Raw genomic sequence first — 25,434 nt, 5'->3', positions numbered from 1 at the left:
CGGTGATGATCAGGTGGTGGGTGGTGGGGCCGGTCTTGGCCAGGTGGGTGCGGAGCAGCGGGCCGGTGGCCAGGTCGAACGGGCGGGCGGTTTCCTCGGCGATCAGTCGGGCGAGGCGGTCGCGGGCGGGATCATCCCCGATGGGATCGCCGCTCTGGTCGGCGGGGTTGATCTGGTCGGCCTGGCTGGCGAGATCGGTGTGGTTAGCGAGATCGGTCTGGTTGGCCTGGCTGGCGTGACCGTTCTGAGTGATCCGGTTGGTGGAGTCGGCGGTTTGACTGGCCCAGTGGGTTCGGTCGGCGAGGTCTGTTTGACCGGTGGCCCAGTGGGTTCGGTCGGCGAGGTCTGTTTGACCGGTGGCCCAGTGGGTTCGGTCGGCGAGGTCTGTTTGGTCGGTGGCCGGATTGGCCCCGTTGGCGAGGCTCGCGTGGTCGGTGGCTCGGTCGATCCGGTCGGCGAGGGTGGTCTGATCGGTTGGGTCCGCCGGGTCCGCCGGGTCCGCCGGGTTGGCCGGGTGGGCCGGGTGGGTGAGGTCGGTGTAGGGGAGGGGGTGGGGGTGGGGTGGGTGGATGTGCTGGTAGGGGCCCGTGTCGTCGGTGGGGAAGGTGGTGCGCAGGGTTTCGTGGCGGGTGGTGATGGCGGTCAGGGCGTGGGTGAGGGCGTCGGTGTTGAGGGGGCCGGTCAGGGTGATGGTGCCGGCCACGGTGTAGACGGTGCTGTTCGGGGTGAGCTGGTCGAGGAACCACAGGCGCTGCTGGGCGAAGGACAACGGCAGCCGCTCGGGACGCGGCCCGCTCCACAACGGCTCAAGAACCTTGCCCCTCTGTCCGCTCCGTATCGGCCCGGATGCCTTGCTGCCCTTCTGTCCGTTCCGTGTGGGCTCGGATGTCTTGCTGCTCTCCTGGCCATTCCGCAACGGCTCAGACGTCTCGTCTTCCTGGCCGTTCCGCAGCGGATTGAGGGTCTTGCCTCCCTGCTCGTCCCCCAACGGCTCAAGAGCCTTGCCCCCCTGCCCGGCCACGTCCGAATCGCCCATGGCCTCAGCCAGCGCCTCCGCCATCTCCGCGATCGTGGCGCCGGCGAGGAGGTCCATGATTGAGAGCGACAGGCCCAGGGACGATTCGATGCGATGCTGAAGGTTGATCGCCATCAGGGAGTCGAAGCCCAGGCTGATCAATGAGCGATCGGTATCGATTTTGTGCGCGGGAATGCCGAGTGATTCCCCGACCGCCGTCCGGATGTGCGTTTCGATGGTGGCCGCGTCGAGTGGTGAATCGGTTCCCCGGGGCTGGGAGGACACGATGTCGGTCATCAGGCCACGTCCTCTCCGGCTTCTGCCGTCGGCAATATGGGCAATTTCCCGTCAAGGAACAATCGGCGGCATAAACCGCGCTGCAGTTTCCCGTTGGAGGTTTTCGGCACGGACCTGCTACGGACCAGCGCCACCGCGTGAAGATGCAGACCGTGCTCTTCCGCCACGGCCTGCCGAATGGCCGAGCGCACGTCCTCGATCTGTCCGGCGTCGTGGCGCGGAGAGAGCTCGGCGACGACTACCAGTTGTTCCTGGCCGTCCGCCTCGACGGTGAATGCCGCGATGCCGCGAGGACGCACCAGCGGGTGGGAGCGTTCGACGCAGTCCTCGATGTCCTGCGGATAGTGGTTGCGTCCTCTGATGATCAGGACGTCCTTCGACCTGCCGGTGACGAAGAGCTGTCCCTTCCAGAGGAAACCGAGGTCTCCGGTCCGGAGGAAGTCGCCCTCGATCCCGGGAAGCCGGGTCTTGAACGACTCCTGGCCCTTGCCGTTCCAGTAACCCCTGGTCACGCTCTCGCCGGCGACGACGACCTCGCCGATCCGCCCGTCGTGCACCGGTTCGAAGGTCGCGGGGTCGATGATCCGTACGTCCAGGTCCGGAGGTGTTTCACCGCACCCGACAAGCCACGTGTCGCCCGTGTCGCTCTGCTCGAAGGTGTGCTTCTCAAGCGACTGGGCCGAAGTCCTCACCTCGACGGGCGGGGCTTCGGCCGGGCCTCCGGATACGAACAATGTCGCTTCGGCCAGCCCGTAACACGGATACCAGGCCTCCCGGCGGAACCCCGATGCCGCGAAGCACTCGGCGAACCGGTCCAGTGTCCGCTTCTTGATCGGTTCGGAGCCGGAGAACGCGACCGACCAGGTGCTCAGGTCCAGGGGAACGGTCGCTCCCTCCTGGTAGCGCCTCACGCACAGCTCGAAGGCGAAGTCCGGCCCGCCGCTCACGGTGCCGCCGAACTGGGAGATCGCCTCAAGCCAGCGCAGCGGCCGTTGGAGGAAGTCCAGCGGTGTCATCAGCACGGCCGGGAAACCCCGGTACAGGGGTTGCAGGATTCCTCCCACCAGCCCCATGTCGTGGTACGGCGGTAGCCAGCTCACGCATACCGACTCCTCGGTCACGCCCATCCTCGACGCGATGAGGGAGGAGTTGTGCATCAGGTTGCCGTGCGTGACGACGACGCCCTTCGGGTCGCCGGTCGATCCGGACGTGTACTGCAGGAGCGCCACGTCCTCCGGGGTGGGAAGCGGGCCGGGGAGGTCGTCGTCGACGAGGGCGAAGTCCTCGACGGCCAGCCGCCGTATCCGGCTCAGCGGGCTGTCTCCGGCTTGCGCCGCGATCAGGGCGAGCACGGGGGCGTCGGCCAGCAGTGCGCTCGGCAGCGCGTCATCGATGATTCCCAGCAGGCGGGACAGGCTGCGGCTGTTGGTGGGCGGATACACGGGAACCGCGATGGTCCCGGCATACAGCGAGGCGGCAAATGCCGTGATGTAGTGAGCCCCGGGAGAACTCATGATGAGGACGCGGTCGCCGGGATTCGTCACTTGCCGTAATCCGATTGCCATGGCGCGGGCTCGGCGTTCGAGTTCCGAATAAGTCAGTTCCGCCACATGGGAATCAACGGGAAATATGTATGCTTTCCGGCTGCTGTCTTTGTGCGCCCGGAGGCGAATGATATCGACCAAGGTGCCCGGCTTGTTGCTGTTCATCTTGTCATCAACACCTAGTCTCGGAACCATTCCATCTGCTCCAGCGCAATCGAGAGATCGCCGTCAATGGAGAGAGCCCCCCTGCCGAATGCGTCGACCGGGTCGGCTTTGCCGCCAGTGATCATCAGGTAGTCACGGAAGGCGGACGTGATCGTGACGTCGGCAGGCTCATCACCGTTGGGCGCGGCCAGGCAGCGGCTGCCCGACACCTGTATCTGCCAGTGGTGGTTCCCGGACTCCGAGACGATGCGGTATTCGATCACCGCGTGCTCGCCGACCGCCTTCTCCGGCCGGAAGGAGTCCTGCATGTTGTTGAAGATGCCTGCCAGCACCGCGTGCTCTCTGTCACGTGAGGTCTGCGGGGGAACCCGTACGAACGGGGAGGCCGAGAACTCGGGAATCTCGCCTCCGGCGCGGTCGATCGCCTGAACGCCGTCGGGGACGTCGATCCAGGCCGTGGACGACCAGTCGCGGGAGAGCTCGCTCCATCCCGGAACCGGCCCGTGGAGGTGAGGGAGCAGCGCGTCGGCCGGGAGCGGCTGCGCCACCGACTGCCAGCGGTAGTCCCCCGACAAACGCAGCCTCTCGGTCCTGTTCGGCAGCGCCGCGTGCGCCGTGAGGCAGTGGAAGATCAGGACGTCTCCGACCTGGTAGTCCGTGGTCACCCACGCGTCGTTCTCGGGGTCCACCCGGTGGAGGCGTGCCACGACGCCCTCGTTCTGGGAGCCGGTGAGGATCGCGAGTCCCCCGAGCTGCCGGGGACAGTCGACGAAGGGGATCCAGGAGGTGAACATGTCGGGGACGCCTTCGACCACGAAATCCTGGTGGGCGTAGATGCCCGGTGTCGTGCCGAGGCGTGTCGGCCACACGATCCTGCCGACCTTGCGCGGGTGCGAGAAGACATCGGCTCCGATGAGGTTCCGCATCACCGTCGTCAGCGCGGCCTGATGAACCAGGGCGTGAAAGTACTCCAGCCGCTGCAGGGCGATGTATCCGCCGAAGAAATTGCTGTTCTTGAAATCCCTTGCCGGCGGTTCGAGTGGAGCCTCGTCAGGCGGGTAGCCGTCCTTCAGCCACCCTTCCTCCTGAAGCGCGGAAAGTATGTCCAGTGCGAGCTGCCGGATCGGTGTGGAATCGAGCAGGCCGCGAAAGAAAATATAACCGTCCTCCGCGATCCGCCGCCTCATCTCCTGGGGGTCGTGGATGATGGCGGATGATTCTCTCAGTTCGCGCATCGGATTCACCCTTTCGCTATTCAGCTTGGATCGGTGAGCCGTTCTGATTGTTGCGTGTAAATTTGCGGTGATGGCGGCCCGATAATTCGTGAACCAGGAAAACAGAAGACGGACGAGCGCATACATCTCCTTTCTGATATGCAGCTGGGCCGCGGCCATCGTAACCCGGGCCTATTAGGGCGAGAAGTTAGGGAAATCCCTTAGGTTGAAGGCGGGACGCGAGGTCGGGGTTGCCGTGGAGCGGCCCAAAGAGTGGGGGCCTAAATCTAGCGTTTTCCCAGCTAGAACCACTTGTATCTTGGTCGTTGAAGACTTGGCTAATGACTCCCAGTGATGACTCATATGTGCATTGTCGTCGCTCGGAGGTCTCGCCTAATCGTCATTGACAGCCGAGATGTCTTCATGCATGATCCCAGAGTCGGACCCGGGCGAAGCTGATTAAATTCGAGCTGTGCCGGCGGGGCTGTTATGACAGGTGGGGAGTGATTCTGAGCTGTCTTGTCACAGTCGCCGGTGCGCGATTCCGTGGTGGCAGCCCAGGTCGGCAGCGGCATGACATCGTCGTCGAGGTCGCCTTTTCGCTTGCTTTTCGTCGGCTCTTGATTTATCGCCGTCAGTGTTCACTTGGGGTGGGAATGCGTGCCAACGATCGTTGTGGTGAGGCTGACTTGGTCATACGGCAGAGGCATGAATTCTGGCGCAACCCGAGAGGGGAAAGACCCAGCTCTGTGACGTGGTCGGCGCGAGGTGCGGGCGCGCGAGGAGAAGCGCGAGGAGAAGCGCGGAGGGAAGAGAGGGCGACGGTCCGTGGCGGGGTCGGGCCGAGCCGGTTTCCTCAGATCGACAGGCCTTTGGTCGGCCGAAAGAAAGAAGTGGGGATTCTCACACGGGCGCTCAACGGGTTACGCGAAGGCGAGTCGAAGATCGTCGAAATCGTCGGCGATCCGGGAGTCGGTAAGACCCTGCTGCTGGCTGAGCTCCGCAGAGGGGCCGGGATCCGCGGTCAGGTCGTGCTCTCCGGCTGTGCGTCCGAGCAGGAGCGCGCGACCCCCCTCGGCATGGTGCTCGGAGCCGTCGACGATCACCTGGGCCGGCTGGGAACCAGCCCGCATCGGTGGATCGGATCCGCCTTCGCGGATCTTCTGGCGAAGTTCTCCCCTCAGCTGGTCAGATCGGGATTCCCTCCGCTGACGGAGGCCGGGCGCCTCAGGTTGTTCCGGGCGGTGCGCGCTTTCCTCGACGAGCTGGCGGAACCCGACGGGCTGGTCCTGATCTTCGACGATGTGCACTGGGCGGACGCGGTCTCCGCCCAGCTTTTCGCCCACCTGCTGCGTGACCCACCGCGCGGGCCCGTCCTTCTCGCCCTGGCCTACCGGCCGCGCCAGGTCTCCGCCCGGCTGCGTTCGGCGCTGGCGGCCGCGGCCGGCGCGCGGCGCATCACCTCTCTGGAGCTCGGTCCGCTGAGTGAGGAGGAGGCCGGAGAGCTGCTCGGCCCGGGGTGGAGCCGTACCCACCGCCGGATGTTGTATCAGGCCAGCGGGGGCATCCCCTTCTACCTGGAAGGGCTGGCCGCCGGGCGCGGAGAGGTCAATCGCCCTCCCTCGCCCGGTGCCTTCCGGGAAGGCTTCGGCGAGCTGTCGCCATGGGCGACCGCCGCCCTGCGCGCGGAGCTCGCCGGGCTGTCCCCGGGCCGGCTGCTCGTGGCTCGGGCCGCGGCGGTGGCGGGGGACCCTTTCCATCCCGAGCTGGTGGCCGAGCTCGCGGAACTCCCGCCGGACCAGGTGCGGGCGGCCGTCGACGACCTGGCCGGACGTGATCTGATCCGCCGGGCAGGATCCTCCGCGGAGTTCTTCTACCGGCATCCCACGGTCCGCCAGATGGTCTACGAGACCACGGACCCGGAGTGGCGGCTGGCCGCGCATGCCAGGGCGGCCGCCGCGCTGGTGGATCGGGGCGCCTCGGTGGTGAGCTGCGCGCGGCACCTGGAACTCGTCGCCCGCGCGGGCGACGAGCGGGCTGCCGCGACGCTCGTCGAGGCCGCGAGCAGGACGGTCTCGCGAGCGCCGGTCGAGGCGGCGCACTGGCTGCGGAGCGCGCTCCGGCTTCTTCCCGACTCGGCGGAGATCTCCTCCCGTCGAGTGGACCTGATGATCGCGTTCGCGAAGGCCCTCGCCGCGAGTGGCAGGCTGGATGAGAGCGGAGACGCGCTCCGGGAGGTCGTACGGCGCCTGCCGCGCGAGCAGAAGGGACGCCGTGCCCACGTGGTGGCCCTGTGGGCGATGATGGAGCGGCTTCTCGGGCGGCACACCAAAGTGCGCGCGTTCGTGCGCAGGGAGCTTGAGACCCTCTCCTCCTCCGGTGACGCTCCCGAGACGGCCGCCCTCAAACTCGAGCTCATCGCGGCCTCCCTGCTCGGCGACGCGGGCTTCAGCGACAAGGCGCAGCTCAAGGAGCTGGTGACCGCGGTGGACAGCCATCCGGACCCGGTGCTGAGGGCCGCGGCTCTGGCCCTGGCCACCCTGGCCGACTACGCCACCGGCCCGGCCGACGAGACCGACGCGGTGCTGTCACAGGCCGCAAGGCTGATGGACAAGCTCTCCGACGAGCAGCTGGCCCGCCGGATCGACGCCGTCGTCTGGGTGGGCTGGGGCGAGATCTACGGCGATCGCTACACGCGAGCGTTGCGCCACCTCAGCCGTGGGCTCCACCTGGCCCGCTCGTCCGGCTCCGGCTCCAGCCTGCCGCGGCTCCTGGTCGCCATGGCCAGGCTGCACACGATGATGGGACGCCTGCCGGAAGCGGCTGACTTCGTCGACGAGGCCCTGGAGGCGGCGTGGCTGTCCGGCAGCGACGACCTGCGGACGATGGCGCTGACCGTGCAGTGCCAGTTCGCCGTCGCGAGGGGTGACCTTGAGACGGCGCTGCGAGCCGGCACCCACGCCACGGAGATGGCCAACTGGGTCAAGGGCCGGTGGTGGGAGTTCGCCTGGGTGGCACTCGCCGAAGCGCGACTCCTGGCGGGTGACGCTCAGGGCTGCATCGAGGCGGTCGAGGTCGTCGGGGGCGGTCCCGGCCTGCCGGCCGTGTTCGCGGCCACGCGGCCGGAGGTGTTCGAGCTGCTCACCCGGGCCGAACTGGCGGCCGGCCGGCCCGGCAGGGCGGAAGTGTGGGCGGAGCACGCGGAGGCGGCCGCCGAACGGGGAACGGCGAGCGCGAGGGCGTTCGCCTCGCTGGCTCGCTCTCAGACACTGACCGCGCTCGCTCCGGCGGCGGCGGTCGAGCACGCCATGGCCGCCGCGGCGACCTTCACACGGCTGGGGCGGCGCATGGAGGTCGGGCGCGTACGCCTCGTGGCGGGTCTCGCGCACATCGTCGCGGGCCAGCAGACGCGGGCCCGTGCCGAGATCGGGCGGGCGGAGGCCCTGTTCGAGGAGTCGGGAGCCCGGCTCCTCCTGGAGCGGGCCCGCCAGGAGCAGCGGCGGCTGGTCGAGCGTGCGGCGCAGCCGCCTTCCAAGGAGGGCAGGCTCACCTTGCTGACCAGGAGGGAGATGCAGGTCGCCGCGCTGGTGAGCAAGGGCCACACCAACCGCCAGATCGCGCAAAGGCTCGGCGTGACCGACAAGACGGTGGAGGCTCACCTGGCGCGTGTCTTCGGCAAGCTCGGCGTCGACTCGCGAGCCTCGGTGGCCGTCCTGGTCGCCCAATCCGCCAAGCCGGGCGGTCTGCCGGCCGAGGTGGTGTAGATGGCCTCGGCGATGAGCGTCGGTGCCGCCCTCACGTGGTTCGGGCACATCACGGCCATCCTGTGCGGCGTACTGCTGGCCGCCTACGCGGGTGGACGGCTCGCCCGCGCCCTGGGCCAGCCGGTCGTGATCGGGGAGGTGGGAGTGGGCCTGCTCGCCGGGCCCGCCCTCCTCGCGGCCGGCGGCCCGGACCTCGTGACCGCCCTGCTGCCGCCCGCCCAGCTGGACGCGGCGCGGACGGTCGGCCACGTGGGGCTGGTGCTCTTCCTGGTCGGAGTCGCGCACGAGTTGCGGGCGGGGTCCGTCGTCCCGCGCGGGCGCTCCCTGTGGTGGGCGGTGGCGGGCTCGCTCGGGATACCTCTGGCGGTGGGGGGTCTCCTCGCCGGTTGGGTCGTCTGGATCGGGGACGCCGGGTTGCGAGGACCGGCGCCGACGCCCTCCTTCGTCCTGCTGGCGGCGATCGCGCTCTCGGTGACCGCGGTACCCGTCCTGTCGCGGATCCTGGCGGACCAGAAACTCATGCGTACGGCCGTCGCCCGCCTGGCCATGGCCGCCGCGATGGTCATCGATGTCATCGCCTGGGTCCTGCTGGCGCTGGCGATCGGTCTCGCCGCCGGTGAGGGAGCCGGCAGGATGCCCGGTCTCACCGTACTCGTCATCGGCGGCGGAGCGGTCGCCGTCCTGGCACACAGGCTGCTGATCACCGAAACGGCGGGCCGGTTCTGCAGCCGCTTCCCCCGGCTGACCATGGTGGTCATCGCCGCCTGCGCGCTGGGAGCCTCTGAGGTCATGCGGCAGCGGGGACTGACGGAGATCTTCGGGGCACTGCTGGTCGGGCTCGCGATACCGGGCGGGGAGGGTTCCGCGTGGAGCCGCGCCGTGCACCGGGTCGCCCAGGCCGGTCGGCGGCTGGTGCCGGTCTTCTTCGTCGTGGTGGGCGTCACCGTCTTCACCGCGCCCTCGGCGGTCGTTCCCTGGGCGGCGATCTGCGTGGTCACGGGGGCGGGCATCCTCGCCAAGGTGGGCGGCGGCTACCTCGGGGCGAGGCTGGGCGGGCTTTCCCATCGGGCGGGGCTGCAGTTCGGGGTGATGATGAACACCCGCGGGCTTACCGAGATCGTCGTCCTGCAGGCCGGATACGCCGCCGGGATACTGACGGCTCCGTCGTTCCTCGCCCTGGGGGTGATGACCCTGGTGACCACGGCGATGACGGGGCCGCTGTGCGCGATCCTCGCCCGGCCGGGCGAGGAGGACGGCGGGGAGGACCGGGTCGTGCGGGAAGAGCGCCACGGTTTCACCGGTCCGGTGAAGGAATCGGTCCGCCCCGGGATCGTGTGCGGGGCGGAGGCACATTCGATCGACTGCTGTCTGAAAGGCCAGTGATGGATCAACGATCACCACTCGACCGTCTGGCTGACACGTACCACGACGCGCAGTGCCGCCTGGATCCCGTGCACGCGACCCTGTCGGGCGCGGTGGGGTTCGACGACAGGCTGCCGGACTACTCGCCCGACGGCTGGGCGGAACGGCTGGCCCTGCGGCGAGCCACGCTGCTACGGCTCGCCTCCCTGCCTGTCACCACCGAGCGCGACGCCGTGACCGCCTCGATCCTGAGGGAACGGCTTGAGGCGGAAGCCGCCTACCTCGATTGCGGCATCGCCTCATCCGTCAACGTCGTCGTCAGCCCGCCCATGCTGATCCGGGAGTGCGCGGGTCAGGCCGACACCGCGAGCGAAGCCGGTGCGCGAGCGCTGGAGGCCAGGCTGCGCGCCGTACCCGACGCGCTTTTCGGCTACCTGCGCACCCTCACGCACGAGGCCGCGAATGGGCGACCGGCGGTGCGAGAGCAGGCGGAGGTCGTGGCCATGGTGGCGCGGGCCTGGTCGGGCGACGCGATGTTCACCGGGCTCGCCGAGACCGCGGCGGCCGGGGGCGCCGCAGGTTCTCCCGCGCTCCAGCGCGACCTCACCGCCGCCGCCACCGCCGCGGCGGCCGCCTACGCGGACTTCGCCGACGGGCTGGAACGCGAGGTGCTCCCGCGGGCGATCGCCGACGACGCGGCCGGACCAGAGGCGTACGGCGCCGCGGCTCGCTACTTCCTCGGGGTCGACCTCGACATGGAGGCGACGTACGAGTGGCTCGCCGACCGTCTCCGCTCGGTGGAGGAGGAGGCACGGGCGCTGGCGCGCGACATCAAACCCGGTGCGGACCTGCGCGAAGTCTGCGATCACCTGGACGCCGATCCGGCCTGGTGCGTCGGCACCGTCGAACTGGAGGGTTGGCTCCGGGAACGGCTGGACCTGGCGTTCGACATCGTCCGCGGGCACGTGTTCGACGCGCCGGAGGAGCTGCGGACCATCGAGGCGGTCGTGCCGGAGCCCGGGGAGGCGGGCCCGATCCGCTACCTGCCTCCCGCCGCCGACCTCTCCCGGCCGGGCCGGGTGATCTGGCCGTCGCAGGGTGGGCCGATCACGCCCGTCTGGAGCCAGGTGACGACGATCCACCACGAGGGTGTGCCCGGCCACCACCTTCAGATGGGCGCGGCGGTTCTGGACTCCGGCCTGTCCTCCTGGCAACGCCACCTGAACGTGCCGGGTCACGCGGAGGGCTGGGCCGTCTACGCGGAGGGGCTCATGTTCCAGCTCGGCGTGCTCGACGGGCCACCGGGTCTGGGCTATCTCATGGGCCTGCGCGCGAACCTCGCGGTCGCTCTCGCCGACATCGGCACGCACGCCCGGCTGCCCATGGTCGCGACGGCGGGAGCGGAGGCCGGGGAACGCTGGACACGGGAGCGGGCCACGGCCTTTCTCCGCGAGAACTCCACGATCCCCGAGCCGATGCTCGCCTTCACGACGTTGAGAGGAAGCGCATGGCCTGGTCAGGCGCTGACCTATGCGTACGGCGCCAAGATATGGCATGACGCCGGCGAGACCGCGCGCCGCCGCCTCGGATCCGGCTTCGACCCACGGCGGTTCCATGCCCGGATGCTCGGGCTGGGCCCCTGCGGTCTGTCGGCGGTGACGGACGCGGCGGCGGCTTCGGCCGTTGATTCCGTCAGGCCTAGCTTGCCTCCCGGTGCCCGTCGGTGAGCACTTCGTGTTGCAGGCGCTGCAGCTGTTTGGACGGTTCCAGCCCGAGTTCGTTGTGGAGTGTCGAGCGAATGCTCTGATAGGCGCGCAGCGCGTCACTGCGTCTTCCCGCGTGATTGAGCGCGGTGATGAGCTGGCCGTGGAACCATTCGTTGAACGGATACTCGGTCACCAGCTCGCGGAGCTCCCCGATGAGTTCGAGGTGACGCCCCAACTGCCTGTCGGCCTGGATGCGTAGTTCGGTGGCGCGTAGCCGCTGCTCCTGGAGGGCCTGGGTGTGCGCGGCGAGGATGCGGCCCTGCGGGACGTTCGCGAGGGGTGCGTCCGTCCAGAGTCCGAGGGCCTCGCGCAGGGTTTCCGAGGCCTCCTCGGGGCGCCCCTCGTCCAGGTGCCTGCGGCCTTGCGCGACGAGCCGATCGAAGAGGTCGGAGTCGAGGCAGCCCTCGGGCACCCGGAGCAGGTATCCGGGCCATTTGGTGACCAGTAGTTCGTCGGCGGCGTCGGCGCACTGCCTGTCGATGAGTTTGCGGAGTTGGTAGATGTAGGTTTGTGTGGTTGTGACCGCGGTTCTCGCCGGTGCGTCTCCCCAGAGCTCTTCGATCAGGGTCTCGATGGGGACGACTCGGTTCGCCCGGAGGAGGAGGACGGCCAGGACGCGTAACACTTTCGGAGGCGTGGGCGTGCAGTGGCGGCCCTTATTAAGGACCTCAAGCGCCCCCAGAACTTTGAACTCCAACATTTCTTACCACCCCGTAGAAAATGTGTGTGTGGCGTGAGCGTAAGCATGCCTCGCATGTCTTTCGACGTCACAGGAGTTGATTCAAGTATAAACAGGATAATAACTAAAAAGCAATAATTTATCCTATTTATTTCGATTATGATTTATGATATGAGGGTCCCGGGTCGGGATCTCTGGCGGGCGCGGGCCCGAGCGGCTGGCCAGGTCGAACTGATGGTTCGGCCGGCGGGATCCGATGGTGTGGGCCAGATCTGCCCGGTATCTTCCACGGGATGGCCGCATGGCGAAGGAAAGCCATGAATTCTTACAAAGCGCCAATACGTGCAGTTTAGTCCTCCTTTGAGCCTCAGGTGGCGCATAAATATGCTAATCGGACCTGATGCACGATGTCGGGCGGGGAAGCCGGCCCGGCGAAGTGCCGGTCGGAGTGCTTGAATTACCCGGGGCTCGCCCGCTTCGGCCTCAGAGGTGGGAAGCAGACGACCTCAACCCCGTTCCCTCGTGAGCACGAGCGCGGCGTTGAATCCCCCGAACCCCCTGGCCACCACCAGCGCGGTGCGCGGGGCGGTCTCCCTCGGCCGGTCGCGGACCAGGTCGAGGCGGTGCGCCTCGTCGAGATCGGTCACTCCCACCGTCGGCGGTATGACGCCGTCCCGCAGGCTCAACAGCGCCGTGGCGACGTCCAGCGCCCCGCCGCCGGCGTACAGGCGGCCCGTCATCGTCTTGGGCGCGGTCACGGGCACCCCGCGGGGACCGAACAACCGGGCCAGGGCTTCGGCCTCGGCCCGATCCGCCTGCGGGGTGCCCATCGCGTCGGCGAAGACGACGTCGACATCCCGCGGGCGGAGTCCCGCGTCGGCCAGCGCGAGCTCCATCGCCCGCATCAGCGTCGGGGGTCGTCCCCGGCTCGGCGGCGGGTCGAAGGTCGCGGCATACCCGGCGATCCGCCCGTACGGCTCCGCGGACGGGCCCCGTCCCTCCGCGCCCAGGCGCTCGACGACGAACATCGCCCCGCCTTCTCCCGGCACATAGCCACAGGCGGAGACGTCGAACGGCACATAGGCGCGGGCGGGATCCGGCCGGGAGCTGAGCCCGCGGTTCGAGATCTGCGCCACCAGCCCGTAGGGACACAGAGACGCGTCCGTGCCGCCCACGAGAGCCAGCCGTGCCCCGGACGCGAGCATCCGCCGCGCCTGGCCCACCGCGTCCAGGCCACCGGCCTGCTCGGTGGCCAGCGCGGCACACGGCCCGCGCATGCCGTTGCGGATGGAGATCTGTCCGGTGGAGGCCGCGTAGAACCACGCGATCGACTGGTAGGCGCCGACGTGGTCCGGCCCCTTGCCCCACAGGCCGGTCATCTCGCGCTGGCCGAACTCCGTTCCCCCGGACGAGCTGGCCGTCACGACCGTCATCTCGTACTCGGGCAGCTCGGCCGTACTGACCTCGGCATCCGCCAGGGCCCTGTCCGCGGCGACCAGTCCCATATGAGTCCAGTGGTCGGTCTGGGCGGTGAGCCGGCCCGGAATGTGATCGGTGGCGACGAAGCCGCGGACCTCCCCGGCGAGCCGTACCGGGTACGGCGTCGCGTCGAACCTCGTGATCGGGCCGATGCCGCTGCGCCCGGCGAGCGTGGCCGACCAGTATTCCTCAGTGGTCGTCCCGTTCGGCGCGACCACGCCGAGACCGGTGACCACCAGACCGTCCCTCACGCGTCCATCTCCTCAGGCCGGGCCAGCACCATGGCGGTCTGGAATCCGCCGAACCCGCTGCCGACGCTCAGCACCACGTCGGTCCTGTGGTCCCGGGCGGTCAGCGGCACATAGTCCAGGTCGCACTCGGGGTCGGGGGTGTGCAGGTTCGCCGTGGGCGGCACGATCTGGTGCTCCAGAGCGAGAGCGGAGGCGGCGACCTCGATCGCGCCGATCGCTCCCAGGGAGTGGCCGACCATCGACTTGATGGAGCTGACCGGCACCTCGTACGCGCGGGCGCCGAGGCTGCGCTTGAAGGCCGCCGTCTCGTGACGGTCGTTCTGCTTGGTCCCCGAGCCGTGCGCGTTGATGTAGTCGACGTCCTCGGGATTGAGCCGCGCCTGGTCCAGGGCGACCCTGATGGCCTCGGCCATCTCCCTCCCATCCGGTTTGAGGCCCGTCATGTGGTAGGCATTGCTCCGTGCCGCGTAGCCCACGAGCTCAGCGTAGATGTGCGCGCCACGGGCCCGGGCGGCGCCCAGTTCCTCCAGGATCAGTACGGCCGCGCCTTCGCCCAGGACGAACCCGCTGCGGGCGAGGTCGAACGGCCTCGAGGCGTGCTCGGGGTCGCTGATGTCGGGGGTCGTCGCCTTGATCGCGTCGAAGCAGGCCACGGTTATCGGTGAGACGGGCGCGTCGGTCGCGCCCGCCACGGCGACGTCGACCGTGCCCTCGGCGACAAGCTGCGCGCCATACCCCACCGCGTCCAGACCGGAGGTGCATCCGTTGGACACCAGCTGGACGGGGCCCTCCGAGCCGCTCTCCCACGCGACCTCGACGGCCAGGGTGCTGGGCACCATGTGCCCATAGAGGTGGGGGACGCCGTACTCATGGTCCAGCAGCCAGCGCCGGCCGCTGTCGCTGAGCACCACATACTCCTCCTCCAAGCTGACGGTGCAGCCCACGGCGCTGCCCAGGCTCACCCCGATCCGGCCCGGGTCCAGGCCGCCCAGCTCCAGCCCGCTGTCGGCCAGAGCCTCGCGGGCGGAGACCACGGCGAACTGGGCCGCGCGGTCCATCCGCCGCACCTGCTGGGCGGTGAGACCCGCGAGCGCGGGATCGAAGTCCACCTCGGCGGCGAGAGGCGACCGGAAGGCAGTGGCGTCGAACGCCCGGATGATGCGGGTGGCCGACCGCCCGGCCGTGAGCAACTCCCAGAAGGCCTTGGTCCCCACCCCGCCGGGCGTGACCGTACCGATCCCGGTGATGACAACGCGCCTGTTCACCGGCTGTCTCCACCGACCTCGGGGGAGGACTCGCCACGATGGGGCGGCTCTTCGGTGTCGACGTGCCCCAGCTCGGGGCGGGGGGCCAGCGGGCTGAGATGGAACACCGCCTGGGCCTCCTCGTCGCCGACGTTGCGCAGCCGATGCCTGACCCCGATCGGGACCACCATGGCCTCGCCGGGGTTCAGCTCGACGAGCTCGTCCTCGACGCGCATGACCAGACGGCCTCGGACAACGTAGACGAACTCCTCCGAGTAGGGGTGATAGTGCTCGGAGACGTACTCGCCGGGGGCGAGGGTCAGCACGCCCATGAAACCCGAGGTGCTTCCCACGGTCTTGGGGCTGAGCAGGACCCGGATGTCCCCACCCCTGCGTCGGTTCGAGATGGCGTCGGCAGCTGAGATCTTCACGGTGCGGGTCTGACGCACGGTCATCGGACTCTCCTCGTTGGCATGGCCGGCCCCCGGTGCTGGTTCGCACCTTCCGGAGCAATCGGCATGCCCGAACGATCCCACCGCCCTTTCGTGGGGTGCTCCAGCGCATGTCCACGCCTCATGGTCTTCACATCGAGAGGCACTGAAGCGCGGGGACGGCCGATCATTCGTACAGTGTTCCTATGCCGTGGACCGTGTCCCGCCGAATCCCCCTCCCCAAGGATCTGCTGACGGATCTCCTGCTCGTGGTCGCGGTCACGGCCGTCACCGTTGTCGGGACGGCCGTCATCGCCGGGCACTCGCCGCCAGGCCGTCTGCCCGGCTGGGTGGGCTACCTCCTGTTGTCGGCGACTTCGGCCCTGCTGGTGCTCCGGCGCACGGCGCCGCTGGTCATGATGGTCGCGGTGCTCGCCGGCTCACTGTCCTACCAGGCTCTCGACCTCCCCGGCGGGGCCTTCACCATCCCCCCGGCCATCGCCCTGTTCAGCACGGTCAGCGCCGGACACCGCATCGCCGCCGTCGTCGGCACGGCGGTGTGGTCCGCGGGGACCTTCGCCGTCGGCCAACTCCAGGGACGTGCTCCTGACCTGCAGGGAACGGTGTGGTTCGTGACATGGCTGGCGGTCGTCCTCGTCGTCGGCGAGATCTCCCGCAACCGGCGCGAGCAGCTCAGGGCCGAGCGCGAACGCGTGGCACAGGCCGAGCGCGCCCACGAGGAGGAGTCCAGGCGCCGCGTCAGCGAGGAGAGACTGCGCATCGCCAGGGAGCTGCACGACGTGCTCGCCCACAGCATCTCGGTCATCAACCTCCAGGCCGGGGTCTCCGAGCACCTGATGGACCGCGATCCCGAACAGGCCCGCGTCGCCATCGGGATCATCAAGCAGGCGAGCAAGGAGGTGCTGGTCGAGCTGCGCAGCACACTCGGCATGCTCCGGAGCGTGGACGACGACGAGCATGCCTTCGCGCCGGTGCCCGGCACGGACCGCCTGCAGGACCTGGTCGAGCGCGCCAGGGACAGCGGTCTGGACGTGGCGCTCACCCTGCCCGCCGACCTGCCGGACCTGCCGCGCGGTGTGGACCTGGCGGTCTACCGGATCGTCCAGGAGTCCCTCACCAACGTCATCCGCCACGCCCGCGCCGGTCACGCCCGCGTGGACGTCGGCTTCGCCGAGGGCGACGTCCTCATCGAGGTGCGGGACGACGGGACCGGCGTGCCGTACGGCGCGCGGCTCGACGAGGGCAACGGGCTGGTGGGGATGCGGGAGCGGGTGATGGCCGTCGGCGGGACGTTCCAGGCCGGGCCGCAGGCCAAGGGCGGGTTCCTCGTCCACGCGCGCCTTCCGTCGCGGAGCGTGGCCGCGTGATCAGGGTGCTGCTGGCCGACGACCAGTCGCTGATCCGGGCGGGGCTGCGCGCCCTGCTGAACTCCGAGCCGGACATCGACGTGGTCGGCGAGGCCGGGGACGGGCAGCAGGCGCTGGAGCGGGCCGCCGCCCTGCTACCGGACATCGTGCTGATGGATGTGCGGATGCCCGTGCTGGACGGCATCGAGGCCACCCGCCGCATCGCGGGTGACGCGCGGCTCGCGGGCACGCGGGTGATCATCCTGACCATGTTCGAGCTCGACGAATACGTCTTCAGGGGGTTGCGCGCCGGTGCCAGCGGATTCCTGGTCAAGGACACCGAACCGGCCGTGCTCCTGCAGGCCGTCAGGGTCGTGGCCAAGGGGGAGGCGCTGCTCACCCCCAGCGTGACCCGTCGGCTGATCACCGAGTACGCCGCCCGGAGCGTCGAGGAGGCGCCGATGCCCGAGCTGGACGTGCTCACCGAGCGCGAGCGGGAGGTCGTGGCCCTGGTCGCCGCCGGGCTGTCCAACCAGGAGATCGCCGAGCGCATGGTCGTCAGCCCGGCGACGGCCAAGACCCACGTGAGCAGAGCCATGATCAAACTGGCGGCGCGGGACCGGGCGCAGCTGGTGGTGTTCGCCTTCGAGTCAGGTCTGGTCCGCCCCCGCCGGCGTCCGTGACGAACCGGCCCGTCCGCTCCCGCCGGTGTTCGCGGCGAACCGGCCCGTCCGCCTCGGCGACGGCCGTTGACGGCGATGGCGGACGGGCCCGGTCAGTCGGCGGCGGCCGTGGTGAACCCGCCGCGGCGGTCCGGGTTCCCTCACCAGGTGACCGGCAGCTCCGGAAGGCCGCGGACAAGGTGACCGCCCTGCGCGCGCAACTCGTCCAGCGGCACCGCGGGTCGCAGGCCGGGCAGGCCACGTAGCACACCCTCAAGGGCGAGCTCCAGCTCGATCCTGGCCAGCCGTGCTCCCAGGCAGTAGTGGATGCCCTGGCCGAAGGTGAGGTGCGGGTTGTCCTCACGGGTCAGGTCGAACCGGTCGGGGTCGGAGAACACCCCCGGGTCGCGATTGGCCGAGGAGATCGCGGGCAGTACGGCCTCACCGGCGGCTATCGTCACCCCGCCCAGCTTCACGTCCTCGGTCGCGACACGGATCAGACCGCCCCCGGCGGTCAGGGCGTTGTACCGGAGCAGCTCGTCCACGGCCGACGGCAGCAGCTCGGGCTGCTGCCGCAGCCGCTCCAACTGGTCGGGATGGCGGAACAGGCACAGGAACGACAGGGCGATCTCGCTGGCCGTACTGAGAAATCCGCCGGTGAGGACCGTCGCGCCCAGCACGATCAGCTCCTCCTCGCTGAGCAGGTCACCGGAGTCCCGCACCGCGATCAGCTCGCTGTACAGGTCGTCGGCGGGATTTTCCCGCTTGGCGGCGACCAGCTCGGCCAGGTACCGCTTCAGCTCCTGGCGAGCCTGCGCCACCTGCGGGGGCTTGAACTGGGTCAGGCTGAGCAGGATGTCCACCCAGCCCGCGATCCGGTCGCGGTCGCCGGCCGGGGCGCCGAGCAGCTCGCAGATCACCGTGATCGGCAGCCGCCGGGCGAACTGGGAGACCAGGTCGGCCGGCGGGCCGGCCACGGCCAGGCCGGCGACGAGCAGATCCACCTCATGCCTGATCACCGGTCGCAGCGCCGCCATCCTGCGGTTGTTGAACGCCGGCGCGACCAGCCGGCGCAGCCGCGTGTGCTCGGGCGGGTCCATGCTGAACATCGAAGCGGGGTCGGGCGGAATCGGCTGCAGCCTCGGCGCTCCCGGCAGGGTGGTGGCCGCCCGGCTGAAGCGGGGGTCGCTCAGCACGATCCGGTTGTCCTCGTAGCCGGTGACCAGCCACGCCGAGTCGCCGGTGGGGAACGTCACCCTGGCCACCGGCTCCTCCTTCCTGAGACGGCCGAACTCCGGGGCCAGTTCTCCCGGGCGTCGGGGGGTGAACGGGAACCGGAGCCCTTCGGTCTCCCGGGCCTCAAAAGTCATGTCGGCGCTCCTGAAAGTAGGCGGAGCCTCCAGCCTGTCCGTGGGAGGTCGTGGGGGCTTCAAGGAGCGGTGGAGCCGACCGGCCCGCGCGCTCGTGTGCCGGTGGAAGGCGGCCGGTCCGCGCATCGGGTCCGGCGGCGGTTCGCGTACCGGGCCCACCGCGTGCCGTGCCCACCGCGTGCCGTGCCCACCGCGTGCCGTGCCCACCGCGTGCCGTGCCCACCGCGTGCCGTGCCCACCGCGTGCCAGGCCCACCAGCGGAACACGAAGCCGGCACCTGGTGTGACACGAAGCCGGCGCGAGACCCGGATGCCAGCATCGCTCCAGGCAGCCGTCAGGCTCCTTTCGGAACCCAGGAGTGGAGCAGATGTCCTCACCCGACCCCCCTGTGCGGGCACTCTCGCCGTGGCGCCAGCCGCGTTGGTTCAGCACGTTGTTCCTGACCGACCTGTGGGAGCGGTTCAGCTTCTTCGGGATGATGGCGATCCTCTTCCTCTACGCCAGCACGCCGGCGGCCGAGGGTGGTCTCGGCATGCTCCCGGGCAGCGCGGGCGCACTCGTCGGGCTCTACATCTCGGCCACGTTCGTGGCCTCCGTGCCCGGCGGCTGGCTCGGCGACCGCCTCTTCGGCGCCCAGCGTGCCGTCCTGTACGGCGCCGCGCTCATCGCCTCGGGGCACCTGTGCCTGGTGATCCCCGCCGAAGGCACCTTCTACCTCGGGATCACCCTGATCGCGGCGGGGACCGGCCTGTTCAAGCCCAACCTCTCGGCGCTGCTGGGGGCCTTCTACCCGTCGAAGTCCTCCGCGCAGCGCGAAGCGGGCTTCTCGGTGTTCTTCATCAGCATCCAGATCGGCGCGCTGCTCGCCCCTCTCGTCACCGGGTTCCTCGGCGAGAAGGTCGACTGGCACCTGGGCTTCGGCGCCGCCGCGGTGGGCATGGGCGTCGGCATCCTGGTCTACCTGCGGGGACTCCGGCATCTCGGTGACGTCGGCCGGGAACCCCGCCATCGCGCCGATCCGGCGATCCTGCGACGGGTCGGCCTGCGCACCGCGCTCGGGCTCGGTCTCGCGTGTGTTCCGGTCACGGCTGGTGCGCTGGCGGGGGCACTGCGGGTGGAGTATTTCGTGGCCGTCGTCGGGGCGCTCGTCCTGCTCTCGCCGGTGCCGTACATTCGCACGATCCTGCGCGGCCCGGAGGTCACCGAGGCCGACCGGGTACGGCTACGGGCCTACGCCTGGGTCTTCCTGTCGACGGCGGTCTTGTTCCTGCTGGTCAGCCAGGGCAATTCGGTGCTCAATCGCTTCGCCGCCGAGTCGACCGACCGTGTGATGGCCGGCTTCACCGTGCCCGCCAGCTGGTTCCAGGCGCTGCACCCCCTGTTCATCCTCCTGGCCGCACCGGTGATAGCCCGGATCTGGGCCGGACCGGGCGGGCGGCTGAGCGTGCCGGTGAAGCTGGCCGCCGGGCTTTCCCTGGCCGCCGCGAGTTTCGTTCCGATGATCTTCGCTGGCCAGGCCGCCTTCTCCGGCCCGGTCTCACCACTGTGGCTGATCCTGGTCTACCTGATCCAATCGCTCGCCGAGCTGATCATCGGCACGGTGGGTCTGGGGGTCACGGCCCAGATCGCCCCCGCCGGTGCGACCAGCCGGTTGATGGGCCTGTGGTGGCTGGCCGGAGCGGTCGGCGCGGTGGTCGGCGGCCAGCTCGCCCGCCTGGCCATGTCCGCGGGCTCCGGTTCCAGCCCCGCCTACTTCCTCGCCCTGACACTCCTGCCCGCCGCCGTGGCGATCGCCCTGGCGGTCCGCCGCGACCGGATCACCGCCCGGCTCGCGCCGGGCGGCTCTCTGAGCCCTTCCCACCAGTTCTCCCATTGACGGAGGTCCACATGACCACGCAACTGCCCGCGGAAGTCGTCAGCGCCGAGCCGCTGTGGCGGCTGGGCACCGCCTACTTCAGCCGCAAGACGATCCTGACCGCGGCCGAGCTCGGCGTGTTCACCACGTTGTCCGGAAACCCCGCCACCGCCGACGACCTGGCCAAGCGTCTGGAACTGCACCCCAGGGGGGCCCGCGACTTCCTCGACGCCCTGGTGGCCCTGGGGACGCTCACCCGCGAGGACGGCCTCTACCAGAACACCCCTCTCGCCGAGCACTATCTCAACGCCGACCGCGCTTCCTACGTGGGTGCGTTCCTGACCAGCGCCGACGCGCGCTGGAATCTCCTGGTGGAGGCGTTGCGCACGGGGGATCCCCAGAACCGCTGGGGTTCGGGCCCGGCGATGTTCACCGAGCAGTACCGCACCACGGCGGCCTGGCGGAACTTCACCGCGGGCATGGACTACCTCAACGGCATGATCGGCCCGGTGCTCGCCGAGGCGTTCGACTGGTCGTCGGTCGACTCCGTCGTGGACGTCGGCGGCGCCCGGGGCAACCTGGCCGCCGCGATCCTGAGCCGCAACCCGCACCTGACGGTCGGCGTGCAGGACCTTCCGGGTGTCGAGCCGGTGTTCCACGAGCACATGGCCCAGCTCCAGCTCACCGGAAAGATCACTTTCTACCCGGGCGACTTCTTCGAGGACCCCATGCCCAGCGCGCAGGCTCTTGTCATGAGCCACGTCCTGCACGACTGGGGTGTGGCCGAGCGCAGGAAGCTCGTCGCCGGCGCGTTCCAGGCGTTGCCGCCGGGCGGTGTGCTGCTCATCTGCGACCCGATGATCGACGATGACCGCAAGGGGCCGGCCGGTGCCCTGCTGACCAGCCTCAACATGCTCATGGTGACGCCGCACGGCTCGGAGTACACGCCCGGGGAGTGCCGGTCGTGGCTTACCGAGGCCGGGTTCGTGGACATCTCCGCGTCCTCGCTCGGCGCGCACAACACCCTGGTCGTCGCACGCCGGCCTTGACGACCCGACGACCGCCAGCCACCGAACGCCGAAGGAGTCGCAGTGCCCGAAGCCGAAGTCGAATCGACCGACGTCCTGATCGTGGGGGGCGGTGTCGTGGGGTTGTCGGCGGCCGCGTTCCTCGCCTGGCACGGCGTGCCGTGCCAGGCGGTGGAGCGCCGCACCGACCTGTCGATTCATCCTCGCGCGCGGGGATTCAACCCGCGCGCGGTGGAGCTGCTGAGGCAGATCGGCCTGGAGCCCGCCGTCCGGGAGGTCAGCAACGGCTTCGCCGACCACACGATCCGGGCCCGCGTGGAGAGCCTCACCGGGCGCGAGCTGTTCCGCGCCGACCTGCCCACGGCGACCGACCTCGACGAGGTCAGCCCCTCACCGTGGGCGCTGTGCAGCCAGGACCGGCTGGAACCCCTGCTGAGACGGCATGCCGAAGACCTCGGCGCGGACATCCGGTTCGGCCACGAGATGCGCTCCTTCGCGCAGGACGCCGACGGCGTGACGGTCACTCTGCAGAATCGGAAGGACGGAACCAGGAGTCGCGTCCGGGCGCGTTACCTCGTCGGGGCCGACGGCGTCCGCAGCCGCGTACGGCAGCAGCTCGGCATCGAGCTCAAGGGAACACCCGCTCTGCTGCGCCAGCTCAGCATCGTGTTCGAGGCCGACCTGCGCGGCCCGCTGGGCGAACGCCGATTCGCGATCTGTCAGATCCAGAACGAGACCGTGGAAGGACTGCTCGTCCACGACGACACCCTCCGGCAGGGCACTCTCTACATTCAGTACGATCCCGCCAAGGGCCAGCACGCGGACGACTTCCCCCTGCAGCGGTGCGTCGAGCTGGTGCGCGCGGCCGTCGGCGTGCCGGACCTGCCGGTCCGCGTCCTCGACATCCAGTCCTGGGAGCTGTCGGCGCTCTCGGCCGCGCGCTACGGCGAAGGACGGGTCTTTCTCGCCGGGGACGCGGTGCACGTGATGCCTCCGGTGGGCGGCTTCGGTGCCAGCACCGGAATTCAGGACGCGCACAACCTGGCGTGGAAACTCGCCCACACCCTGCGCGGACAGGCCGGGCCCGCGCTGCTCGACACCTACGAGGCCGAGCGCGCACCGGTGGCCGACTACACCGTGGACCAGTGCCTGCGGCGGGTGACCACCCGCACCGGGTTCGGGCGCCCGGCCGCCGGCGCCGGTCTGGTCGACGACCTGACGCTCACGCTCGGCTACCGCTACGCCGCGGGAGCCGTCATCGACCCCGAGGTGGCGGACACCATCGTGGTCGATCCCCGGGAACTTCGCGGGGATCCCGGCACCCGGGCCCCCCACGTGCCCTTGCGGGAACGCGGATCGTCCACGCTGGACCTGTTCGGCCGCTTGTTCACCGTACTGGCCGGGCAGGACGGCGAGCACTGGATCGACGCCGCCAGGGGCGTGGCCGCGGAGCTGGGCGTCGACCTGGAAGCTCACCGCATGACCGACGAGATGCTCCTTCACGGAGGAGCCGCCTGGTGCCGCCGTCACGGTGTCGGAACCGACGGCGTCGTCCTGGTCCGTCCCGACGGAATCGTCGCCTGGCGCCGGGCGTCCGCCGCGGACCGCGCGGCCGACGAGCTCCGCTCGGCGCTGCGCCATCTGCTGGACCTGCGGTCACCCGCCGCCGAAGCGCCGCGGAGAGAGCGGTGACCGGACCCGTCGTCGAACCGTCGCGGAGGCCGCGGTGACCGGACCCGCCGGTCGCGGCCGAGGGCTGCTGCGCACGGCGGGCCGGAGGCTCGGGGTGTTCCTCGAAGCGCTGGGAAGATGCCAGCCGTTCTGGTTCGTACCGGCCGAGGCTCCCTCGAAGCACCCGTCGCCGGACGGGGACACCTGCGACACCGTCCCTCTCACCGACGCCCCTCTCGCCGATGCGCCCCTCACCGACGCGCCCCTCACCCGCGAACAGCTCGCTCTCCTGGCCCGGCTCGACGCGGAATTCAAGGCCTGATCCATCCCCGCCCGCAGAGGACCAACCCGTGGTACGTCTGGACTCCCCTTCTCCCGGCACACGCCGCCGAGGCCTGGTGCCGGCGCTGATCGCCGTCGCGCTCGCCCAGCTCCTCGCCATGGTGGACCTCAACATCACCGCCACGGCCCTGCCCGCGATCGTGGGCGAGCTCGGCCGGCTCGACCTGTTCGCCTGGGTCACCACCGGCGCCGTGCTCGCCTCCACGGTGACCACCCCCCTGTACGGCAAGCTCGGCGACGTCTACGGCCGCAAACAGGTGTTCGTCCTGGCCCTGGCCGTGCTCGTGGCCGGCTCCGTGCTGTGCGGGCTGGCCGGGTCGATGACGCAGCTGGTGCTCTTCCGCGTCGTCCAGGGCGTGGGCGCGGGCGGCCTGATGGTTTCGGCCATCGCCGTCTACGCCGAGCTGCTCGACCCGGCACAGCGGATGCGCTACCAGATCTACTTCGCCACCGGGCTCAACGCCTTCTCCGCGCTGAGCCCGTTCGCCGGCGGCTTCATCACCGACTGGGTCGGGTGGCGCTGGACGTTCTTCCTCACCGTGCCCATCGGGCTTGTCGCTCTCGCCCTGATCGCCGGGACCAGGCTCCTGCCGCGCCCGGAGGCCGCCCCCGGAATCGACTATCTCGGGGCGTCCCTCCTGGGCGGCATGTGTACCTGCCTGGTGCTCCTGTCGAGCTGGGCGGGGAGCACCTACTCCTGGACCTCGCCGATGATCCTCGGCCTGGGCGCGGGGGCCGCGGTCCTGCTGGTGCTCTGGCTGCGAGTCGAGAAACGCGCGCCGCAGCCGATCGTCCCGTTGCGGCTGTTCCGCAATCCCGTCCTCGTCGTCGCGAACCTTCAGGGCTTCGTGACGGGGCTGGCGATGTTCACCGTGATCACCTTTCTCCCGCTGCTCATGGTCGCCACCGGCGCCAGCGCCACGGGAGCGGGCATCACCCTGCTTCCCGTCACGGCGGGCGCCCTGGTGGTCTCCCTGGTGGGCAGCCCGCTCATGGCTCGCCACGGGAGACCCCAGTGGTACGGCGTGGTGGGCGTGGCGCTGCTCGCGGCGGGGTTGGCGGCCCTGGCCACGCTGAGGGGCGACACGCCGCCGGTTCTGACCACCGCCTGCACCGTCTGTTTCGGCATCGGGCTGGGCCTGATGTTCCAGGTCTACTCGGTGGCCGTGATGAACAACGCCCCGCGTCCCGACCTCGGGGCGGCGCTCGCCCTGCAGTCGCTCAGTCGCCAGCTCGGCGGTTCTCTGGGCCTGGCGGCCCTGAGCGGGGTTTTCCAGTTCCGGCTGGCCCAGGAACTGGCCGCGCGACTCCCCGGGGGTTCCCCCGGGGAGGAGGCGATGGCGGCGGCGAGCCGGCCCGAGCTGATCCGCCTCCTGCCCGGCGGGCTTCGCGACGCCGTGACGAGCGGTTACGGCGCCGCGCTCGGCGCCGTCTTCCTCATCGCCGCGGTCATCGCCGGGCTCGGCGTTCTGGCCGCCTCGGCACTGCGGCTCCCCCCGACCGGTCCCGTTCACCACCCATCGAACACGAATCGACCGAACACGAATCGACAAGGAGCGGACAATGAGCCAGTTCACCCTGCAGGACCTCCGGCTGGTGATGCGCGAGGCGGCCGGTGAGAACACGGATGTCGACATCGACGGCGACATCCTCGACACGCCGTTCGGCGACCTCAACTACGACTCGCTGGCCATCCTGGAGGTGACCGTACGGGTCGAGCGGAAGTTCGGCATCAAGCTCGGCGACGACGAGGTCGGCGAGGTGAAGCGTCCGCGCGAGTTCCTCGACCTGGTCAACGCCCGGCTCGATGGAGCGGCCTGACCGCTCGCGCCACGGTCCCGGCGGCCGGGGCCGGCGGGGTCAGTACGCCGGTGGTCGTAGCCGGGCCGGTCGGGCTACTTCCCAGGAGGTAGCCCGACAAGTCTCCC

The 25,434-nt window shown here is 69.9% G+C and carries 19 protein-coding genes; 11 read left to right on the top strand and 8 right to left on the bottom strand.

Features of this window, described 5'->3' with window-relative positions:
- The 3 genes from ACFY2X_RS39005 to ACFY2X_RS38995 form a co-directional block, all read right to left on the bottom strand.
- The coding region (locus ACFY2X_RS39005; protein ID WP_389948115.1) for a condensation domain-containing protein at nt 1–1,312 on the bottom strand (1,312 nt) is incomplete at its 3' end.
- Nucleotides 1,312–3,021, bottom strand: a complete 1,710-nt coding sequence (locus tag ACFY2X_RS39000; protein ID WP_389948114.1) for a fatty acyl-AMP ligase — start codon at nt 3,019–3,021, stop codon at nt 1,312–1,314. The genes ACFY2X_RS39005 and ACFY2X_RS39000, both read right to left, overlap by 1 nt.
- 14 nt (nt 3,022–3,035) lie before the next feature.
- Nucleotides 3,036–4,256 (bottom strand): phytanoyl-CoA dioxygenase family protein, encoded by a 1,221-nt coding sequence (locus ACFY2X_RS38995; protein WP_389948113.1) that lies wholly within the window; start codon nt 4,254–4,256, stop codon nt 3,036–3,038.
- A 635-nt stretch (nt 4,257–4,891) separates the two neighbouring features.
- Here ACFY2X_RS38995 and ACFY2X_RS38990 point away from each other — a divergent pair.
- From ACFY2X_RS38990 to ACFY2X_RS38980, 3 genes are read left to right on the top strand one after another with little or no spacing between them, the layout of a single operon-like run.
- Nucleotides 4,892–7,999, top strand: a complete 3,108-nt coding sequence (locus ACFY2X_RS38990) for a helix-turn-helix transcriptional regulator (protein ID WP_389948112.1) — start codon at nt 4,892–4,894, stop codon at nt 7,997–7,999.
- Complete coding sequence (locus ACFY2X_RS38985) at nt 8,000–9,382, top strand: cation:proton antiporter (RefSeq protein ID WP_389948111.1); 1,383 nt, start codon at nt 8,000–8,002, stop codon at nt 9,380–9,382. It abuts the gene before it with no gap.
- Nucleotides 9,382–11,088: a DUF885 domain-containing protein gene (locus ACFY2X_RS38980; RefSeq protein ID WP_389948110.1), complete on the top strand. Its 1,707-nt coding sequence runs from the start codon at nt 9,382–9,384 to the stop codon at nt 11,086–11,088. The genes ACFY2X_RS38985 and ACFY2X_RS38980 overlap by 1 nt, the downstream gene beginning before the upstream one ends.
- On the opposite strand, the gene ACFY2X_RS38975 is transcribed toward ACFY2X_RS38980, so the two are convergent.
- The 4 genes from ACFY2X_RS38975 to ACFY2X_RS38960 form a co-directional block, all read right to left on the bottom strand.
- Nucleotides 11,060–11,827: a BTAD domain-containing putative transcriptional regulator gene (locus tag ACFY2X_RS38975; protein WP_389948109.1), complete on the bottom strand. Its 768-nt coding sequence runs from the start codon at nt 11,825–11,827 to the stop codon at nt 11,060–11,062. The genes ACFY2X_RS38980 and ACFY2X_RS38975 overlap by 29 nt on opposite strands.
- Nucleotides 11,828–12,312: 485 nt before the next feature.
- Nucleotides 12,313–13,536, bottom strand: a complete 1,224-nt coding sequence (locus tag ACFY2X_RS38970) for a ketosynthase chain-length factor (protein ID WP_389948108.1) — start codon at nt 13,534–13,536, stop codon at nt 12,313–12,315.
- Nucleotides 13,533–14,801, bottom strand: a complete 1,269-nt coding sequence (locus tag ACFY2X_RS38965; RefSeq protein ID WP_389948107.1) for a beta-ketoacyl-[acyl-carrier-protein] synthase family protein — start codon at nt 14,799–14,801, stop codon at nt 13,533–13,535. Before ACFY2X_RS38965 ends, ACFY2X_RS38970 begins: the two co-directional genes overlap by 4 nt.
- Entirely contained in the window at nt 14,798–15,235 is a 438-nt protein-coding gene (locus ACFY2X_RS38960) for a cupin domain-containing protein (RefSeq protein ID WP_389948106.1), read from the bottom strand. Before ACFY2X_RS38960 ends, ACFY2X_RS38965 begins: the two co-directional genes overlap by 4 nt.
- A 182-nt stretch (nt 15,236–15,417) precedes the next feature.
- Between ACFY2X_RS38960 and ACFY2X_RS38955 the strand changes: the two genes are divergently transcribed.
- Together ACFY2X_RS38955 and ACFY2X_RS38950 are read left to right on the top strand one after the other, a co-directional pair.
- Entirely contained in the window at nt 15,418–16,599 is a 1,182-nt protein-coding gene (locus ACFY2X_RS38955; protein ID WP_389948105.1) for a sensor histidine kinase, read from the top strand.
- A complete protein-coding gene (locus ACFY2X_RS38950; protein WP_389948104.1) occupies nt 16,596–17,261 on the top strand; it encodes a response regulator in 666 nt (221 codons plus the stop codon). Before ACFY2X_RS38955 ends, ACFY2X_RS38950 begins: the two co-directional genes overlap by 4 nt.
- 140 nt (nt 17,262–17,401) lie before the next feature.
- On the opposite strand, the gene ACFY2X_RS38945 is transcribed toward ACFY2X_RS38950, so the two are convergent.
- Nucleotides 17,402–18,610 carry a cytochrome P450 gene (locus ACFY2X_RS38945; RefSeq protein WP_389948103.1) on the bottom strand — a complete coding sequence of 403 codons (1,209 nt, stop codon included), beginning with the start codon at nt 18,608–18,610 and terminating at the stop codon, nt 17,402–17,404.
- 367 nt (nt 18,611–18,977) lie between these two features.
- Here ACFY2X_RS38945 and ACFY2X_RS38940 point away from each other — a divergent pair, with 367 nt between their 5' ends.
- The 6 genes from ACFY2X_RS38940 to ACFY2X_RS38915 are packed head-to-tail and all read left to right on the top strand — an operon-like array spanning nt 18,978 to nt 25,327.
- Nucleotides 18,978–20,486, top strand: a complete 1,509-nt coding sequence (locus ACFY2X_RS38940; protein ID WP_389948102.1) for a peptide MFS transporter — start codon at nt 18,978–18,980, stop codon at nt 20,484–20,486.
- 11 nt (nt 20,487–20,497) lie between these two features.
- Entirely contained in the window at nt 20,498–21,514 is a 1,017-nt protein-coding gene (locus tag ACFY2X_RS38935) for a methyltransferase (protein WP_389948101.1), read from the top strand.
- A 42-nt stretch (nt 21,515–21,556) separates the two neighbouring features.
- Nucleotides 21,557–23,185: an FAD-dependent monooxygenase gene (locus ACFY2X_RS38930; RefSeq protein ID WP_389948100.1), complete on the top strand. Its 1,629-nt coding sequence runs from the start codon at nt 21,557–21,559 to the stop codon at nt 23,183–23,185.
- Between the two features lie 34 nt (nt 23,186–23,219).
- On the top strand, nt 23,220–23,486 hold the full coding sequence (locus ACFY2X_RS38925; protein ID WP_389948099.1) for a hypothetical protein: 267 nt from the start codon (nt 23,220–23,222) through the stop codon (nt 23,484–23,486).
- A 28-nt stretch (nt 23,487–23,514) separates the two neighbouring features.
- Nucleotides 23,515–25,125 carry an MFS transporter gene (locus ACFY2X_RS38920; RefSeq protein ID WP_389948098.1) on the top strand — a complete coding sequence of 537 codons (1,611 nt, stop codon included), beginning with the start codon at nt 23,515–23,517 and terminating at the stop codon, nt 25,123–25,125.
- Nucleotides 25,070–25,327, top strand: a complete 258-nt coding sequence (locus tag ACFY2X_RS38915; RefSeq protein WP_389948097.1) for an acyl carrier protein — start codon at nt 25,070–25,072, stop codon at nt 25,325–25,327. Before ACFY2X_RS38920 ends, ACFY2X_RS38915 begins: the two co-directional genes overlap by 56 nt.
- The last annotated feature ends 107 nt before the right edge of the window (nt 25,328–25,434 follow it).

Source organism: Streptosporangium sp. NPDC000396 (assembly GCF_042898655.1).
Lineage (GTDB): Bacteria > Actinomycetota > Actinomycetes > Streptosporangiales > Streptosporangiaceae > Streptosporangium.
Note: the sequence above shows the minus strand (reverse complement) of the source record. Positions and strands in the feature narration are given on the sequence as shown.

Excerpts from the sequence above, each read along its gene's own strand:
- ACFY2X_RS39000 (WP_389948114.1), bottom strand. The coding sequence starts at position 3,021 with ATGAACAGCAACAAGCCGGGCACCTTGGTCGATATCATTCGCCTCCGG.
- ACFY2X_RS38995 (WP_389948113.1), bottom strand. The coding sequence starts at position 4,256 with ATGCGCGAACTGAGAGAATCATCCGCCATCATCCACGACCCCCAGGAG.
- ACFY2X_RS38990 (WP_389948112.1), top strand. The coding sequence starts at position 4,892 with ATGCGTGCCAACGATCGTTGTGGTGAGGCTGACTTGGTCATACGGCAG.
- ACFY2X_RS38985 (WP_389948111.1), top strand. The coding sequence starts at position 8,000 with ATGGCCTCGGCGATGAGCGTCGGTGCCGCCCTCACGTGGTTCGGGCAC.
- ACFY2X_RS38980 (WP_389948110.1), top strand. The coding sequence starts at position 9,382 with ATGGATCAACGATCACCACTCGACCGTCTGGCTGACACGTACCACGAC.
- ACFY2X_RS38975 (WP_389948109.1), bottom strand. The coding sequence starts at position 11,827 with ATGTTGGAGTTCAAAGTTCTGGGGGCGCTTGAGGTCCTTAATAAGGGC.
- ACFY2X_RS38960 (WP_389948106.1), bottom strand. The coding sequence starts at position 15,235 with ATGACCGTGCGTCAGACCCGCACCGTGAAGATCTCAGCTGCCGACGCC.
- ACFY2X_RS38955 (WP_389948105.1), top strand. The coding sequence starts at position 15,418 with ATGCCGTGGACCGTGTCCCGCCGAATCCCCCTCCCCAAGGATCTGCTG.
- ACFY2X_RS38945 (WP_389948103.1), bottom strand. The coding sequence starts at position 18,610 with ATGACTTTTGAGGCCCGGGAGACCGAAGGGCTCCGGTTCCCGTTCACC.
- ACFY2X_RS38940 (WP_389948102.1), top strand. The coding sequence starts at position 18,978 with ATGTCCTCACCCGACCCCCCTGTGCGGGCACTCTCGCCGTGGCGCCAG.
- ACFY2X_RS38935 (WP_389948101.1), top strand. The coding sequence starts at position 20,498 with ATGACCACGCAACTGCCCGCGGAAGTCGTCAGCGCCGAGCCGCTGTGG.
- ACFY2X_RS38915 (WP_389948097.1), top strand. The coding sequence starts at position 25,070 with ATGAGCCAGTTCACCCTGCAGGACCTCCGGCTGGTGATGCGCGAGGCG.